This window comes from Massilia aerilata (assembly GCF_042656905.1).
Taxonomy (GTDB): Bacteria; Pseudomonadota; Gammaproteobacteria; order Burkholderiales; family Burkholderiaceae_D; genus Telluria; species Telluria aerilata.
Map to the genome: position 1 here is coordinate 605,185 of NZ_JBHSMZ010000006.1, position 14,892 is coordinate 620,076.

The 14,892-nt window shown below is 65.0% G+C and carries 15 protein-coding genes; 14 read left to right on the forward strand and 1 reads right to left on the reverse strand.

Annotation, left to right across the window (positions count from 1 at the left end; genetic code table 11):
- Positions 1-153: 153 nt before the first annotated feature.
- From ACFPO9_RS11835 to ACFPO9_RS11870, 8 genes are read left to right on the forward strand one after another with little or no spacing between them, the layout of a single operon-like run.
- A complete protein-coding gene (locus ACFPO9_RS11835; RefSeq protein WP_379770891.1) occupies positions 154-3,969 on the forward strand; it encodes a nitrate reductase subunit alpha in 3,816 nt (1,271 codons plus the stop codon).
- Positions 3,970-4,001: 32 nt separating this feature from the next.
- Complete coding sequence (gene narH, locus ACFPO9_RS11840) at positions 4,002-5,558, forward strand: nitrate reductase subunit beta (protein WP_379770893.1); 1,557 nt, start codon at positions 4,002-4,004, stop codon at positions 5,556-5,558.
- Between the two features lies 1 nt (position 5,559).
- Positions 5,560-6,234 carry a nitrate reductase molybdenum cofactor assembly chaperone gene (narJ, locus tag ACFPO9_RS11845; protein ID WP_379770895.1) on the forward strand — a complete coding sequence of 225 codons (675 nt, stop codon included), beginning with the start codon at positions 5,560-5,562 and terminating at the stop codon, positions 6,232-6,234.
- Between the two features lie 18 nt (positions 6,235-6,252).
- Positions 6,253-6,936, forward strand: coding sequence for a respiratory nitrate reductase subunit gamma (narI, locus tag ACFPO9_RS11850; protein ID WP_379770897.1), 684 nt, complete (start codon positions 6,253-6,255; stop codon positions 6,934-6,936).
- Positions 6,937-6,963: 27 nt separating this feature from the next.
- Positions 6,964-7,710 carry a peptidylprolyl isomerase gene (locus ACFPO9_RS11855; protein WP_379770899.1) on the forward strand — a complete coding sequence of 249 codons (747 nt, stop codon included), beginning with the start codon at positions 6,964-6,966 and terminating at the stop codon, positions 7,708-7,710.
- Positions 7,711-7,714: 4 nt separating this feature from the next.
- Positions 7,715-8,320, forward strand: a complete 606-nt coding sequence (locus tag ACFPO9_RS11860; RefSeq protein WP_379770901.1) for a nitroreductase family protein — start codon at positions 7,715-7,717, stop codon at positions 8,318-8,320.
- Positions 8,317-8,886 carry a PAS domain-containing protein gene (locus ACFPO9_RS11865; RefSeq protein ID WP_379770903.1) on the forward strand — a complete coding sequence of 190 codons (570 nt, stop codon included), beginning with the start codon at positions 8,317-8,319 and terminating at the stop codon, positions 8,884-8,886. Before ACFPO9_RS11860 ends, ACFPO9_RS11865 begins: the two co-directional genes overlap by 4 nt.
- A 32-nt stretch (positions 8,887-8,918) precedes the next feature.
- On the forward strand, positions 8,919-9,617 hold the full coding sequence (locus ACFPO9_RS11870) for a diguanylate cyclase domain-containing protein (RefSeq protein ID WP_379770906.1): 699 nt from the start codon (positions 8,919-8,921) through the stop codon (positions 9,615-9,617).
- An 83-nt stretch (positions 9,618-9,700) separates the two neighbouring features.
- On the opposite strand, the gene ACFPO9_RS11875 is transcribed toward ACFPO9_RS11870, so the two are convergent.
- Positions 9,701-10,270, reverse strand: a complete 570-nt coding sequence (locus ACFPO9_RS11875; RefSeq protein WP_379770908.1) for a nitroreductase family protein — start codon at positions 10,268-10,270, stop codon at positions 9,701-9,703.
- Positions 10,271-10,422: 152 nt separating this feature from the next.
- Between ACFPO9_RS11875 and ACFPO9_RS11880 the strand changes: the two genes are divergently transcribed.
- The 6 genes from ACFPO9_RS11880 (at position 10,423) to ACFPO9_RS11905 (ending at position 14,848) form a co-directional block, all read left to right on the forward strand.
- Entirely contained in the window at positions 10,423-10,680 is a 258-nt protein-coding gene (locus ACFPO9_RS11880) for a MoaD/ThiS family protein (RefSeq protein WP_379770910.1), read from the forward strand.
- 1 nt (position 10,681) lies between these two features.
- On the forward strand, positions 10,682-11,161 hold the full coding sequence (locus ACFPO9_RS11885) for a molybdenum cofactor biosynthesis protein MoaE (RefSeq protein ID WP_379770913.1): 480 nt from the start codon (positions 10,682-10,684) through the stop codon (positions 11,159-11,161).
- Positions 11,158-11,910, forward strand: coding sequence for a molybdate ABC transporter substrate-binding protein (gene modA, locus ACFPO9_RS11890; RefSeq protein WP_379770915.1), 753 nt, complete (start codon positions 11,158-11,160; stop codon positions 11,908-11,910). Before ACFPO9_RS11885 ends, modA begins: the two co-directional genes overlap by 4 nt.
- A gap of 3 nt (positions 11,911-11,913) precedes the next feature.
- Complete coding sequence (modB, locus tag ACFPO9_RS11895; RefSeq protein ID WP_379770917.1) at positions 11,914-12,633, forward strand: molybdate ABC transporter permease subunit; 720 nt, start codon at positions 11,914-11,916, stop codon at positions 12,631-12,633.
- Entirely contained in the window at positions 12,630-13,727 is a 1,098-nt protein-coding gene (gene modC, locus ACFPO9_RS11900; RefSeq protein WP_379770919.1) for a molybdenum ABC transporter ATP-binding protein, read from the forward strand. Before modB ends, modC begins: the two co-directional genes overlap by 4 nt.
- Before the next feature lie 461 nt (positions 13,728-14,188).
- A complete protein-coding gene (locus tag ACFPO9_RS11905) occupies positions 14,189-14,848 on the forward strand; it encodes a L,D-transpeptidase family protein (RefSeq protein WP_379770921.1) in 660 nt (219 codons plus the stop codon).
- The last annotated feature ends 44 nt before the right edge of the window (positions 14,849-14,892 follow it).

A 14,892-nucleotide genomic window follows, 5' to 3' on the forward strand; every position in this document is an offset into this window, starting at 1 on the left:
GGCGGCCGTTGTCACTCGGGCAAGCCCGCAGTGGCGGCGCGTAGTTAGAAAGGACTAGTCGGCCTAGTTCCTTATTCGCCACCCAACCGCCTTCTTACGAATATTCAATACCCCTGCCCAACCGTAGACTGTCCTCAGTCAATTGGAGGAATCATGAGTCACTTTCTGGACCGACTGAAATTTTTCGGCAGCCCCAAGCAAACCTTCTCGAACGGCCACGGCGAAGTGGTCAACGAGGACCGCACCTGGGAAAAAGCGTATCGCCAGCGCTGGCAACACGACAAGATCGTGCGCTCCACGCACGGCGTCAACTGCACTGGCTCCTGCAGCTGGAAGGTGTACGTCAAGAACGGCCTGATCACCTGGGAAACCCAGCAGACCGATTACCCGCGCACCCGACCGGACCTGCCGAACCACGAGCCGCGTGGCTGCCCGCGCGGCGCCAGCTACTCCTGGTACGTGTATTCGGCGCAGCGCGTCAAGCACCCAATGGTGCGCGGCCGCCTGATGCAGATGTGGCGCGAGGCGCGCGTCACCCGTGATCCAGTCGCAGCCTGGGAGTACATCAGCCAGGACCCGCAGCGCGCCGCCAGCTACAAGGCGATCCGCGGCCAGGGCGGCTTCGTGCGCGCCAAGTGGGACGAGGTCAACGAGATCATCGCCGCCGCCAACGCTTACACGATCGGCAAATTCGGTCCGGACCGCATCATTGGCTTCTCGCCGATACCCGCGATGTCGATGGTCAGCTACGCCGCCGGCACCCGCTACCTGAGCCTCATCGGCGGCGTCGCCATGAGCTTCTACGACTGGTACTGCGACCTGCCGCCGGCCAGCCCGCAGGTCTGGGGCGAGCAGACAGACGTGCCGGAATCGGCCGACTGGTACAACTCGACCTACCTGATGGTCTGGGGCTCGAACGTGCCGATGACCCGCACGCCGGACGCCCACTTCTACACCGAAGTGCGCTACAAGGGCACCAAGACGGTGGCCGTGTCCTCCGACTTCGGCGAGATGGCCAAGTTCGGCGACATCTGGCTCGCCCCCAAGCAGGGCACCGACGCCGCGCTGGCGATGGCCATGGGCCACGTGATCATGAAGGAGTTCCACGCCACCGGAAAATCGGCCTACTTCACCGAGTACGCCAAGCAGTACACCGACTTCCCGATGCTGGTGATGCTCAAGGAACGCGACGGCACCCTGGTGCCCGACTACTTCCTGCGCGCCTCGCACCTCGAAAACAGCCTTGACGAGACCAATAACCCGGAATGGAAGACCCTGGTCATCGACCAGAGTACCGGCAAGATCGTCGCGCCGAGCGGCTCGATCGGCTTCCGCTGGGGCGAGTCGGGCAAGTGGAACCTGGAGCAGAAGGACGGCAGCAGCCGTAATCCGATCGATCCGCAACTCTCGCTGATCGACGGCCACGACCAGGTCGTGCCGGTCGGCTTCCCCTACTTCGGCGGCAAGGATGCCGGCGACCTGCTGCTGCGTAACGTGCCGGTCAAGAAGATCGAACTGGCCGACGGCACGAGCGCGCTGGTCACCACGGTGTTCGACCTGTCGATGGCGAACTACGGCGTCGACCGCGGCATCTGCCCGAACGCCGCGAAGAGCTACGAAGACGACGTCCCCTACACCCCGGCGTGGCAGGTCAAGCACACCGGCGTCAAGGCCGCCGACGTGATCACCGTGGCGCGCGAGTTCGCCGATAATGCCGACCGCACCCGCGGCAAGTCGATGGTGATCGTCGGTGCCGCGCTGAACCACTGGTACCACATGGACATGACCTACCGCGGCATCATCAACATGCTGATGATGTGCGGCTGCATCGGCCAGAGCGGCGGCGGGTGGGCCCACTACGTCGGCCAGGAAAAGCTGCGCCCCCAGACCGGCTGGACCCCGCTCGCCTTCGCGCAGGACTGGAACCGTCCGATGCGCCAGATGAACTCGACCTCCTTCTTCTACGCCCACACCAGCCAGTGGCGCCACGAGAAGCTGCATACCTCGGAGATCCTGTGCCCGACCGCCGACGGCAAGCTTGAAGAGATGGCGCTGATCGACTACAACGCCAAGGCCGAACGCATGGGTTGGCTGCCGTCGGCGCCGCAGCTGGAAACCAACCCGCTGGAAGTGGTGCGCGCCGCCGAGGCGGCCGGCCAGGATCCGGCGAAGTACGCCGTCGAACAGATCAAGGCCGGCAAGCTGAACTTCTCCTGCGACGACCCGGACAATCCCGCCAACTTCCCGCGCAATATGTTCGTGTGGCGCTCGAACATCCTTGGCAGCTCGGGTAAGGGCCACGAGTACTTCCTGAAATACCTGCTCGGCACCCAGAACGCCCTGATGAGCGACGAGGACGATTGCATCAAGCCGCGCGACATCAAGGTGCGCCCGGCCGCCGAAGGCAAGCTGGACCTGCTGGTGGTGCTCGACTTCCGCATGTCGACCACCTGCCTGTACGGCGACATCGTGCTGCCGACCGCGACCTGGTACGAGAAGGACGACCTGAACACCTCCGACATGCACCCCTTCATCCACCCGCTGTCCGAAGCCGTGCAGCCGCTGTGGGAATCGAAGTCGGACTGGGAAATCTACAAGGGCATCGCCGCCAAGTTCTCCGAGATCGGTGGCCAGCACCTGGGCACCCGCAAGGACCTGGTCCTAAGCCCGCTGCTGCACGATACCCCGGGTGAACTGGGACAGCCTTTCGACCCGAAAGACTGGCGCTTGGGCGAATGCGAGCCGGTGCCCGGCAAGACCATGCCGAGCATGACGGTGATCGAGCGCGACTACAGCCAGATCCACAAGAAGTTCACCTCGATCGGTCCGCTGCTCGAAAACGTCGGCAACGGCGGCAAGGGCATCTCCTGGAAGACCGGGCATGAAGTCGATATCCTGCGCGGCATTAACCGCACCGTGCTCGAGGAAGGCGTGTCCCAGGGCCAGCCGCGCCTGGACACCGCGATCGACGCCGCCGAGATGATCCTGACGCTGGCGCCTGAAACCAACGGCCACGTGGCGGTGAAAGCCTGGGATGCGCTGTCGAAGATCACCGGCCGCGACCACACCCACCTGGCGATCCCGCGCGAGCACGACAGCATCCGCTTCCGTGACGTGCAGGCCCAGCCGCGCAAGATCATCTCCTCGCCGACCTGGTCGGGCCTTGAAAGCGAGGAAGTCAGCTACAACGCCTGCTACACCAATGTGCACGAACTGATTCCCTTCCGCACCCTGACCGGCCGCCAGCAGTTCTACCAGGACCACCTGTGGATGCGCGATTTCGGCGAAGGGCTGTGCGTGTACAAAGCGGCGATCAACACCAAGACCACGGAGGCGATCATGAATCGCCGCCCGAACGGCAACAAGGAGCTGGCGCTGAACTTCATCACGCCGCACCAGAAATGGGGCATCCATTCGACCTACTCGGACAATATGCGCATGCTGACGCTGTCGCGCGGCGGCCCCCACGTGTGGCTGTCCGAGATCGACGCCAAGGCCGCCGGCATCGAGGACAACGACTGGATCGAGGTTTTCAACGTCAACGGCACCCTGACCGCCCGGGCGGTGGTCAGCCAGCGCGTCCCGGAAGGCATGACTCTGATGTACCACGCCCAGGAAAAGATCGTCAACGTGCCGGGCGCGGAGATGTCGAAGAAGCGCGGCGGCATCCACAACTCGGTGACCCGCGCCGTGACCAAGCCGACTCACATGATCGGCGGCTACGCCCAGCTGTCCTACGGCTTCAACTACTACGGCACGGTCGGCTCGAACCGCGACGAATTCGTGGTGGTGCGCAAGATGCGCACGGTGGACTGGATGGAAGGTGCGCGCGACGAATCGCGGCCGAACAGCGACGAGATCACGCGCGGCACGGCGCCGGCGAAGCCGGTGCCCGCACCCAAGCCCGGCCGCGAACAGGAAGAGCGCGAACCCGCGCTGGCACGGATGCCGTCCCCGAAGGCTGTTTGAAGCCGCCGCTTGAGGAATAAAGAGGAATCAACATGAAAATCAGAGCACAAATCGGCATGGTCCTGAACCTGGACAAATGCATCGGCTGCCACACCTGCTCGGTGACCTGCAAAAACGTCTGGACCAGCCGCGACGGCGTCGAGTACGCGTGGTTCAACAACGTCGAGACCAAGCCGGGCATCGGCTACCCGAAGGAATGGGAAAACCAGGACAAGTGGAACGGCGGCTGGAAGCGTAACGCCAACGGCAAGATCGAACCGCGCCAGGGCAGCCGCCTGAAGATCCTGGCGAACATCTTCGCCAACCCGAACCTGCCGGCCATCGACGAGTACTACGAGCCTTTCACCTACGACTACGAGCGCCTGCAGAACGCGCCGCTGTCGGAAACCCCGCCGACCGCACGGCCAGTCTCGATCCTGACCGGCAAGAAGATGGACAAGATTGAATGGGGCCCGAACTGGGAAGACGACCTGGGCGGCGAATTCGCCAAACGCAGCAAGGACAAGCTGTTCGACAACGTGCAGAAAGAGATGTACTCGACCTTCGAGAACACCTTCATGATGTACTTGCCGCGTCTGTGCGAGCACTGCCTGAATCCGGCCTGCGTGGCCTCCTGCCCGTCCGGTTCGGTGTACAAGCGCGAAGACGACGGCATCGTGCTGATCGACCAGGACAAGTGCCGCGGCTGGCGCATGTGCATCTCGGGCTGCCCGTACAAGAAGATCTATTACAACTGGTCCTCGGGCAAGGCCGAGAAATGTACCTTCTGCTACCCGCGCATCGAGGCGGGCCAGCCGACCGTGTGCTCGGAAACCTGCGTGGGCCGCATCCGCTACCTCGGCGTGCTGCTGTACGACGCCGACAAGATCGAAGCCGCTGCCTCGGTCCCGAACGAGCAGGATCTGTATGAAGCCCAGCTCGACCTCTTCCTCGACCCGCACGATCCGAAGGTGATCGAAGAGGCGCGCCGCCAGGGCATTCCGGACTCGTGGCTGGAATCGGCCAAGCGCTCGCCGGTGTACAAGATGGCGGTCGAATGGAAGATCGCTTTCCCGCTGCACCCGGAATATCGCACGCTGCCGATGGTCTGGTACATCCCCCCGCTGTCGCCGATCCAGGCCGCGGCCGAATCGGGCAAGATGGGCATGAACGGCATCCTGCCGGACACCAGCAGCCTGCGCATCCCGGTGCGCTACCTTGCTAACCTGCTCACCGCGGGCAAGGAAGAACCGGTGGTGCACGCGCTGGACCGCATGCTGGCGATGCGCGCCTACATGCGCGGCAATTCGGTCGACGGCGTCGAGGACCTCGAGGTTCTCGACCAGGTGGGGATGACCAAACCGGTGGTCGAGGATATGTATCACATCATGGCGATCGCGAATTACGAAGACCGCTTCGTGATCCCCAGCAGCCACAAGGAAATGGCCGAGGACAGCTTCAACGAGAAAGGCTCCTGCGGTTTTTCGTTCGGCAACGGCTGCTCGGACGGCGTCAGCGATGCCTCCCTGTTCGGCAAGAAGAAGCAGGGTTCGACCTTCTTCGTCTCGATGCCGAAGTCGCGCAAGAAGCAAGAAACGGAAGGAGCCTAAGATGCAAACCGACATGCAACACTACCGCATCCTATCCGCGCTGCTGACCTACCCCGAGCCCGAACTGGTCGCCGCCCTGCCCGAACTGCGGACGGCGCTGGATTCGCAAGCTCCGATCCAGGCGCGCCTGGCGCCGCTGTTCGCGAACCTGGCGGACAGCGAGCTGATCGCGCTGCAGCAGGAATACGTACAGACCTTCGACCGCACGCCGACGCATTCGCTGCACCTGTTCGAGCACATCCACGGCGAGTCGCGCGACCGCGGCCAGGCCATGGTCGACCTGATGGAGGAATACAAGAAGCACGGCCTGGAGATGACGCCCGACGAGCTGCCCGACTTCGTGCCCCTGTTCCTCGAATTCCTGTCGCAGCTGGAAGATGAGGACGCGGCCGGCCGCCTGCTGGGCGACGCGGTCCACGTGCTGGCCCATATCGGCCGCAAGCTGGCCGCCAACGGCAGCGTGTATGCCTGCGTGTTCGCCGTTTTGGAAAGCCTCTCGCCGGTCGCCGCCGAAGAACTCAGCGAACCGCCCATCAAGGACATGGACGAGGCCCTGGAAACTTTCGGCCCGGGCGCCGACGGCGTCGAGCCCCTGCTCAAGCAGGCCGCCAACGGCGCGCAGCCGATCAATTTCTACCCACGGGGCACGCATCCGGCGCAACCGGCCCGCGCCTGAACGGACCAGGAGACCATCATGAACTACGTGCACCAATTCTTCTTCGGGATCTATCCCTATATCGCCCTGGCGGTCTTTCTGCTCGGCTGCCTGATCCGCTTCGACCGCGAGCAATACACCTGGCGCTCGGAATCGACACAGGTGCTGCACCGCGGTAATCTGCGCCTCGGCAGCATCCTGTTCCACATCGGTATCATCGGCCTGCTGGGTGGCCACGCCGTCGGTCTGCTGACCCCGGTGTGGGTCTGGGATACGCTGGGCGTGACCCACGGCGCCAAGCAGCTGTTCGCGATGGCCGCCGGCGGCCTCATGGGCAGCCTGTGCCTGATCGGCATCCTGCTGCTGCTGGCGCGCCGCCTGGGCAACGAGCGCCTGCGCGCCGCCACCAGCATCAAGGACAAAGTGGTGCTGCTGTGGATCCTCGGCACCCTGCTGCTCGGACTCTCGTCGATCTTCGTCTCCGCCGGTCACATGGACGGCCATATGATGGTGCTCCTGATGACCTGGGCGCAACACATCGTGAGCTTCCGTGGTGACGCCGCCGGCTTCATTATCGACGCCCCGCTGGTCTTCAGGCTGCACCTGTTCATGGGCATGTCGCTGTTCGTCATCTTTCCGTTCACCCGCCTGGTCCACGTCTGGAGCGGCTTCGGCGCCGTCACCTACCTCGGCCGCGCCTTCCAGCTGGTCCGTCCCCGCTGAAACCCGACCACGACCAAGGAGCACATCATGGGAATCACCGTCAACGGCATCGATATCGACGACGCACTGATCGAACAGGAACTGCCGCATCACCAGCAGGCCGCCAATCCACTCAAGCAGTCGGTGCACGAAGTCGTGCTGCGCACCGTGCTGCTGCAGGAAGTCGGCCGGCTGGGCATCGAAGGCAGCGACGACGATGCGCGCATCGAAGCACTGCTCGCACGCGAAGTGCGGGTGCCGGAAGCAGACCTCGCAGCCTGCGAGACCTACTACCGTAACCACCCGCGCCAGTTCACCCGCGGCGAGCTGGTCGAAGCGCGCCACATCCTGTTCCAGGTCACGCCCAGCGTGCCGCTCGAGCTGGTGCGCGGGACCGCCGAAGCCATCCTGGAAGCCATTAAGGCCGAGCCGGCGCGTTTCGGCGAGCTGGCCGCGCAGTACTCGAACTGTTCGTCCGGCGCGGTAGGCGGGAGCCTGGGCCAGTTGGCCCGCGGCGCATGCGTGCCGGAATTCGACGACGTGCTTTTCCGCCTCGGCGCCGGCGAGCTGGCCGGCAACCTGGTGGAAACCCGCTTCGGGCTGCACATCCTGGAAGTGGTGCGCCGCATCGATGGGGTGGTGCTTCCTTTCGATGCCGTCAGGTCGCAGATCGCCGACTATCTCGGCACCGCCGCCTGGCAGCGCGGCGTCCACCAGTACCTGCAGATCCTGGTCGGGCGCGCGCGCATCGAAGGCATCACGCTGGAGGGCAGCCAGTCGCCGCTGGTACAGTAAGACCATGGGACCGCTCCGTTCATCTGGCACCGTCGAGGACCCGCTCGGGCTGCGCAACAGGAAGCTGCTGGCAGCCAAGGTGCTGGTCGACTTGCTGCGCCGGTTTCCCGCGACACGCCGCATCGCCCCTGCCGCGCTGCCGATCGGCGACATCGCCCGGCTTCTGCACGGGGCAGTCGGCGGCGCGCAGCTCGAACGGCCGCCGCTGCGCTCCGGCGACAGCGAAGGTGTCGGCGTCTACGTCGCCCTCGATTCGGGCGTTTATCGCTACGACCGCTACACGCGCCTGTTGTACATGATGTCGTCCGAGGATATCCGGCCCCAGCTTTCCCTGCTGGACCGCCTCCCGCCTGCGCCGCTGAACCTGCTCTACGTCGGCCGCACCGGCTGCGCCGAGCGTCGGCGCGAGGAGGACAATGCGGTACTGTCGGCGCTGAACACGGCCGCACTGTGCGAGGAGGTGGCGCAGTTCTGCGCCGCCGAAGGACTGTCCACGTCGGCCAGGGGCTGGCTGGAGCGAAACCTGCTCGCCGCCACGGTCGGCATGCCGCAGGACGAATACCTCCTCCTGGTGCAGTCGGTCGGCTACCCGGGCCACGGAGCCGCATGACGGGTGCGTGCCACGTTTCTCCGGTTTATCGGCGCAAGCGCATGGCGCTGGCGGAGTCGGTCCTGGACAACCTCATGGAAGTGGTGTTCCAGACCGACTCGTCCGGGTGCTGGATGTTCCTCAACCAGGCCTGGCGCGAGATGACCGGCTTCGACCTCGCCGACACGCTCGGCAAGCGCTCCTTCGACTACGTCCATCCCGACGACCGGCAACAGTGCCAGGCGCTGTTCCAGTCTCTTATCGCCGGCGACGCGGACGAGTGCCGCAAGGAGGTGCGCTACCTGCAACACGACGGTAGTATTCGCTGGGTCGAGGCGTTCGCACGGCCGGCGCTGGACGAAGATGGCCAACTGACGGGCGTTGCCGGCACACTGGCCGACGTCACCAAGCGTAAGGCTGCGGACGACAAGCTACAGCTCGCGGCGAATGTCTTCATGCACGCCGGCGAAGGAATCATGATCACGTCCAGTGCCGGTCTGATCGTCGATGTCAACTCGGCATTCGAGACCATTACCGGCTACCCCCGCGATGAAATTTTGGGACGCAGTCCGAAGCTGCTCAGTTAGGGGAGGCAGGACGCCGCCTTTTATGCTGACATGTGGCAAAGCCTGCAAGCCCACGACTACTGGCAAGGCGAGATCTGGAACCGCCGCAAGACCGGCGAAATCTATGTCGAACGCCTGACCATCACCACCATCCGCGACAGTGGGGCAAGCCTTCGCACTACGTCGGTATCTTCAGCGACGTCACGATTCAGAAGATCCAGGCCCAGCACCTCGACCAGATCGCGCATTACGACCCGCTCAGCGGCCTGCCGAACCGGCGCCTGCTCGCCGACCGCCTTCGGCAGGCCATGGCGCGCGCCAGGCGGGAAGGCACGCGCGTCGCAGTCGCCTACATGGACCTGGACGGGTTCAAGGCCGTCAACGACAAACACGGACACCAACTCGGCGACCGCCTGCTGGTGGCCGTCGGACGGCGCATGCAGCAGCTCGTACGTGAGTTCGACACCGTGTGCCGGCTCGGCGGCGACGAATTCGTGGTCGTCATCGGCGACGTCCGGCAGTCCGACGAATGCCTACCATTGATCGCGCGCCTGCTCGCTGCCGTGGCGGAGCCCGTATTCGTCGACAACACCCGGCTCTGCGTCACCGGCAGCATCGGCGTCTCGTTCTACCCGCTGGACGAGGACATCGATGCCGACCAGCTGATGCGACAGGCGGACCAGGCGATGTACCGCGCAAAGGGCCTGGGCAAGAACCGCTACTGTGTATTCGAGAGTGCCGAGCACCGCTAGACTCTTGACCGCAACGGCCTGCTCGACGGGATCGAGCGCGCTATCGGCGGGCGCGATTCCGTCCAGCGCCTGCGTGCGACGCTTCAAAGGGTCGAGAAGTATTCGTCGAGCGCCGGACGCACGCAGTGCCTCGCCGCCCTTTCCGCGCTGCCGATACCGATGAAACAGATCGCCCGTTCGTGCGGGCCGAGCGCCAGCAGCTCGCGCATGGCCGTCGTCTGCAGGCCGGCCCCGCTGGCCAGTCCGCTCGCAAACTGTTGCGCCTGTGCCGCGATCAGCACGTTCTGGATCGCGCATCCGAGAGAAATCAATTTTTCTTCCCGCGGAACGGTGGAAACGGATGGATCGTCGCAGAACACTGCCACGATCAGGCAGGGTGCGTGGAAGGCCTTGCCGAAGGCCGCTGTCCGCGCCTCTTCGCTGCATTCCGGTTCCCGCGCCGCGAGCGTATCGGCGAACACTGCGCCCAGGGCGCCCCGCCGGTACGTAGGGACGAGGATGAAGCGCCAGGGCCGCGAGCGGCCGTGGTCCGGCGCATGCGCAGCTGCTTCCAGGATGCGCCGCAAGGCGCCATCGTCCGGGCCGGGGGCATTCAGCCTTCGCAGTGAGACGTGGCGGCGAGCCGCCAAGTGATGAAGGAGATCGGAGCGCATGGGTGCAGCATGACGCCGTCGCCGCGATTCGGGAATAGCCCGGAATGACTAGCGCGGCTACGCCCTGATGCCGACAGCGCCGTTCGTCCGCTGGCAATACAATTCGGGGCGTAAGGCGGCGCGGCCGCCCTTTCTTTACGATCGGTTCAAACATGCAACTTCGAATGCGCTATTTTGCCGGCCTACGCGAGTCGTTGGGCGTCTCTTCCGAACAATTCACCGCGCCCGGCACAGTCCGGACCGTGGACGACGTCGTCGTGGCCTTGCGCCAGCGCGGCGGCAACTGGGCAGAGGCGCTGGCCGATGCCAGTGCCTTCCGGGTGGCGGTCGACCAGCGCATGTGCGCTCTGTCCAGCCCGGTGCATGAGGGCATCGAGCTGGCCCTGTTCCCGCCGGTCACCGGGGGCTAGCATGCCTGTGAGGGTACAACTCGAGGACTTCGACCTTTCCGCCGACCTGGCCCGCCTGCGTGCCGGCCATCCCGACACGGGAGCGGTCGCCGCCTTCGTGGGCACGGTCAGGGAATTCGATGGAGACGGCACGGTGTCCCAGCTGGAACTGGAACACTACCCCGGCATGACCGAAGCCGCGCTCGAGGACATCGTGGCACGGGCCCGGCGCCGATGGGAGGTGATCGACGTGCTGGTCGTGCACCGCGTCGGCGCGCTGCGTGCCTGCGAACAGATCGTACTGGTGGCGGTGGCGGCCCGGCACCGGGCCGAAGCTTTCGCCGCCTGCGAATTCGTCATGGATTACCTCAAGACGCGCGCGCCGTTCTGGAAAAAGCAGCAGACCGCAGAGGGAGAATGCTGGGTCGATGCGCGCGAGTTGGACGAAGCTGCGCTGGCCAGATGGACGGTTGCTGGAGCGGCGCAACCTTTATCCATATGAAGATCCTATCCTTGCTTCCCAGCATCGCGGCCGGCGTGCTCGCCATGCTCCCGGCGCAAGCCGCCAATGTGAGCGTGGCGGTGGCCGCGAACTTCATCGCGCCGATGCAGCGCATTGCGGCCGAGTTCAAAAAGGACACGGGACACACGGCCCTGCTGGCGTTCGGCGCGACCGGTGGCTTCCAGGCCCAGATCGCCAACGGTGCGCCGTTCGATGTCCTGCTGGCGGCCGACGCGGCCGCACCGGCCGCACTCGAGGCGCAGCGACTCGCCGTTTCGGGCACGCGCTTCACCTATGCGACCGGCAGGCTCGCGCTGTGGTCGCCCCGCCCTGGCTACATCGACCGCGAAGGTCAAGTCCTGAAGAACGGCACGTTCTCCCATTTGGCGATCGCCAATCCGAAGACTGCGCCGTACGGAGCGGCCGCGGTCGCGGTGCTCGACAAGCTCCGGCTGGCAGGACGCCTGCAGTCCAGGCTGGTGGTGGGGGCGAACGTCGCCCAGACCTGCCAGTTCGTCAGTACCGGCAACGCCGAGCTCGGCTTCGTTGCGCTGGCTCAGGTTTATCGCGATGGCAAGCTCGCAGCCGGATCCGGCTGGATCGTGCCAGCGCATCTGCACGCCCCGATCCGGCAGGACGGCATCCTGCTCGCCGAAGGCAGCGCCAACCCGGCGGCCCGCATGCTCGTGGATTACATGAAATCCGACAAAGTCGGGAATATCATTCGTTCCTACGGTTACGAGCGCTAAACCATGGAGAGTGCGATCGGACCACTCGTCACCGCAGACGCTGGCCTGGCGGAGGATCTCGCCGCTGTCTGGCTCACGCTCAGACTCGCCAGTGTCGTTACCCTGGTGCTCTTGCTCATCGCTACCCCACTAGCCTGGTGGCTGGCCCGCACGCGATCGCGCCTGAAACCCGCGATCGGCGCCGTCGTCGCACTCCCGATCGTGCTCCCGCCCAGCGTCCTCGGTTTCTATCTGTTACTCACCTTGGGGCCCACCGGCCCTGTCGGGCGTCTGTTCGCGGCGCTTGGCGTGGCGCCGCTGCCGTTCACGTTCGGCGGTCTGGTGCTAGCGTCGGTGCTGTACTCCCTGCCCTTCACGGTCCAGCCGCTGCAGAATGCGTTCGAAGCGATCGGCGAACGCACGCTAGAAGCCGCTGCGACGCTCGGCGCCAGCGGCTGGGATCGCTTCTGGTCGGTCGCCATGCCCCTGGCACGGCCCGGCTTCGTCTCCGCCGCAATGCTGAGTTTTGCGCACACCGTCGGCGAGTTCGGCGTAGTATTGATGATTGGCGGCAACATTCCGGGGAAGACACGCGTGGTTTCCGTGCAGCTGTACGACCATGTCGAGGCGCTGGAGTATGGCCGGGCGCACTGGCTGGCTGGCGGGATGCTCGCCTTTAGCTTCACGGTCCTGCTGGTGCTCTACACCTTCTATCCGCTGGCCGCCAGGAGGCAGGGCCGATGAGCGGCCTGCGCCTGCGCTTCCGGCTCGACCGGGCCGCCGCGGCGCCCTCCGGCGGCGGCTTCGCGCTCGACGTCGATCTCGACCTGCCCCGGGGCGGTATCACTGCGTTGTGCGGTCATTCGGGCTCCGGCAAGACCACTTGCCTGCGCGTGATCGCGGGACTGGAACGGGTTGCCGGCGCATTCGTCACGTTTGGCGACGAAGTCTGGCAGGACGACACGCGCGGCCTGTTCGTCCCGTCCCACCGGCGCCGCCTTGGATACGTATTCCAGGAGGCCAGCCTGTTCCCCCACATGACTGTGCGCGGCAACCTGGAGTTCGGACGCAAGCGCGTAGAGGCCGAGGAAAGGCGCTTCGAGCTGGAAACCGTCGCCACGCTGCTTGGCCTCGACAGCCTGCTCGAACGTTCACCTGCCGGCCTGTCCGGCGGCGAACGCCAGCGCGCCGCTATTGCGCGCGCCCTATTGGCTTCACCCCGCCTGCTGCTGATGGACGAACCGCTGGCCGCGCTCGACTTCCGGCGTAAGCAGGAGATCCTGCCCTACCTCGAGCGCCTGCATGAAACGCTGTCGATTCCTTTGGTCTATGTCAGCCATGCGCCGGACGAGGTGGCGCGCCTGGCGGACCATCTCGTGCTACTGGACGGCGGCAAGGTGGCGGCGAGCGGCCCACTGAACGAAACACTGGCGCGCGCCGACCTGCCCCCGGTATTTGCCGGCGATGCCGGGGTCGTGCTCGACACCGTGCTGGTCGCGCATGAAGCCGACGCGCTGTCGCGGCTCCACTTCGAGGGCGGCAGCCTGCTGGTCGGGCGCCGTCCGGAGCCGATCGGCACCCGCCTGCGCTGCCGTATCCTTGCCCGCGACTGCAGCCTGGCACGCGACAAGCCGCAGGGAACAAGTATCCTCAACCTCCTGCCAGCCGAGGTAAAAACGGTTGGCACGGCCAACAGTCCCGGCCAGGCGCTGGTGCAGCTGCACGTCGGTCCGACACCCATGCTCGCGAGGATCACCTTGCGTTCCGTTCGTGAGCTGGGCATCGTCCCGGGTGAGCGCCTGTGGCTCCAGGTGAAGGGTGTGGCGCTCCTCGGCTAGGCGGCAATACTTTTGACGTGCATCAATGACCCAATGCATGACACCGCTCTATTGTGGATACGTCCTGAAATCCGGCGCCATGTTCGCCCCCTACCAATGAAGAGTGCCGATAAACTGCTTGAGCGCGTCCGTTTCCCCATCCGCCAGGTCTGTACTGTTTTGCTCATCGTCGTCCATCTAACCGGACATACCCATCCTTCGGATCACTCAGCCGTCGACGCCCGGCTGTTGGCGACTCGCCTGTATGCTTCGGGCCAGCAGCCATCCTGGCTGGCTAGCGAACAAGCAGAACTGGCCTTGCAGTTATTGCGGGGCGCGAATATACGCATGGGCTCGATCCGGCGTTCTACAGTGTCGCGGAGCTGGCGCGCAGGCTGGATAGTCGCGTCACGGATTGACGGAAAAAGGGGGGGCTGGGACCGCAGACCCGCAATGCCCTTTCGGTGCCGCTGAGCCATCGTGTGGCCCAACTCGCGCCCACGCTCGAAAGGCTGCGCTGGTTCCCTCCGCTCCGCCCGGGCCGCATCGTCGCCGTCAACCTGCCAGCGTACCGCCTGCGGGCTTTCGACACGCGCAGCGATGCCGCCGTGCCGCTATTGGAAATGCGGGTCATCGTGGGGACGGCGGAGAGGACGCCGACCTCGCTGTTCATCGGTGAAATGCGCTACCTCGAAATCAACCCTTACTGGAACGTGCCGCGCGGTATCGAGGTGGGCGAGATCGTGCCCAAGCTCGTCCGCAATGGCGCCTATCTCAGGCAGAACGACATGGAACTGGTGTGCCGTCGGGCGAAGTCCTGCCCGAGGGAGCTGTTCAACCGGACACGGCGCGACCTGAGCCACGGCTGTATCCGCGTGGAGCACCCGGACGAACTGGCGCAATTCGTGCTGCCCGACGCAAGCAAGTGGAATGCAGAGAGTCTCAAGGCGGAGATCCGCAGCAGCCGGACACGCACTGTGACCCTGCTTGCACCTGGTTGTGGCAGCTCCACTGGTAACCCGGCACCACCGTTTCTGCCGGCGCTGTTGATGCAGATGATCTGGATCGAAGCACTGGTCTTGCTGGCGGTGGTCGTGCTGATGGCATGCCCGATTGTCCCAGCGATAGTGCGGAATGACTAGGCCACTTACCCCGTCGTGCCGACAGCCGCGGTCGGCGAGCATCC

What these genes read in the sequence shown, in the direction of transcription:
- ACFPO9_RS11835 (WP_379770891.1), top strand. Translation starts at nt 154, where the DNA reads ATGAGTCACTTTCTGGACCGACTGAAATTTTTCGGCAGCCCCAAGCAA.
- narH (WP_379770893.1), top strand. Translation starts at nt 4,002, where the DNA reads ATGAAAATCAGAGCACAAATCGGCATGGTCCTGAACCTGGACAAATGC.
- narJ (WP_379770895.1), top strand. Translation starts at nt 5,560, where the DNA reads ATGCAAACCGACATGCAACACTACCGCATCCTATCCGCGCTGCTGACC.
- narI (WP_379770897.1), top strand. Translation starts at nt 6,253, where the DNA reads ATGAACTACGTGCACCAATTCTTCTTCGGGATCTATCCCTATATCGCC.
- ACFPO9_RS11855 (WP_379770899.1), top strand. Translation starts at nt 6,964, where the DNA reads ATGGGAATCACCGTCAACGGCATCGATATCGACGACGCACTGATCGAA.
- ACFPO9_RS11860 (WP_379770901.1), top strand. Translation starts at nt 7,715, where the DNA reads ATGGGACCGCTCCGTTCATCTGGCACCGTCGAGGACCCGCTCGGGCTG.
- ACFPO9_RS11865 (WP_379770903.1), top strand. Translation starts at nt 8,317, where the DNA reads ATGACGGGTGCGTGCCACGTTTCTCCGGTTTATCGGCGCAAGCGCATG.
- ACFPO9_RS11875 (WP_379770908.1), bottom strand. Translation starts at nt 10,270, where the DNA reads ATGCGCTCCGATCTCCTTCATCACTTGGCGGCTCGCCGCCACGTCTCA.
- ACFPO9_RS11880 (WP_379770910.1), top strand. Translation starts at nt 10,423, where the DNA reads ATGCAACTTCGAATGCGCTATTTTGCCGGCCTACGCGAGTCGTTGGGC.
- ACFPO9_RS11885 (WP_379770913.1), top strand. Translation starts at nt 10,682, where the DNA reads ATGCCTGTGAGGGTACAACTCGAGGACTTCGACCTTTCCGCCGACCTG.
- modA (WP_379770915.1), top strand. Translation starts at nt 11,158, where the DNA reads ATGAAGATCCTATCCTTGCTTCCCAGCATCGCGGCCGGCGTGCTCGCC.
- modB (WP_379770917.1), top strand. Translation starts at nt 11,914, where the DNA reads ATGGAGAGTGCGATCGGACCACTCGTCACCGCAGACGCTGGCCTGGCG.
- modC (WP_379770919.1), top strand. Translation starts at nt 12,630, where the DNA reads ATGAGCGGCCTGCGCCTGCGCTTCCGGCTCGACCGGGCCGCCGCGGCG.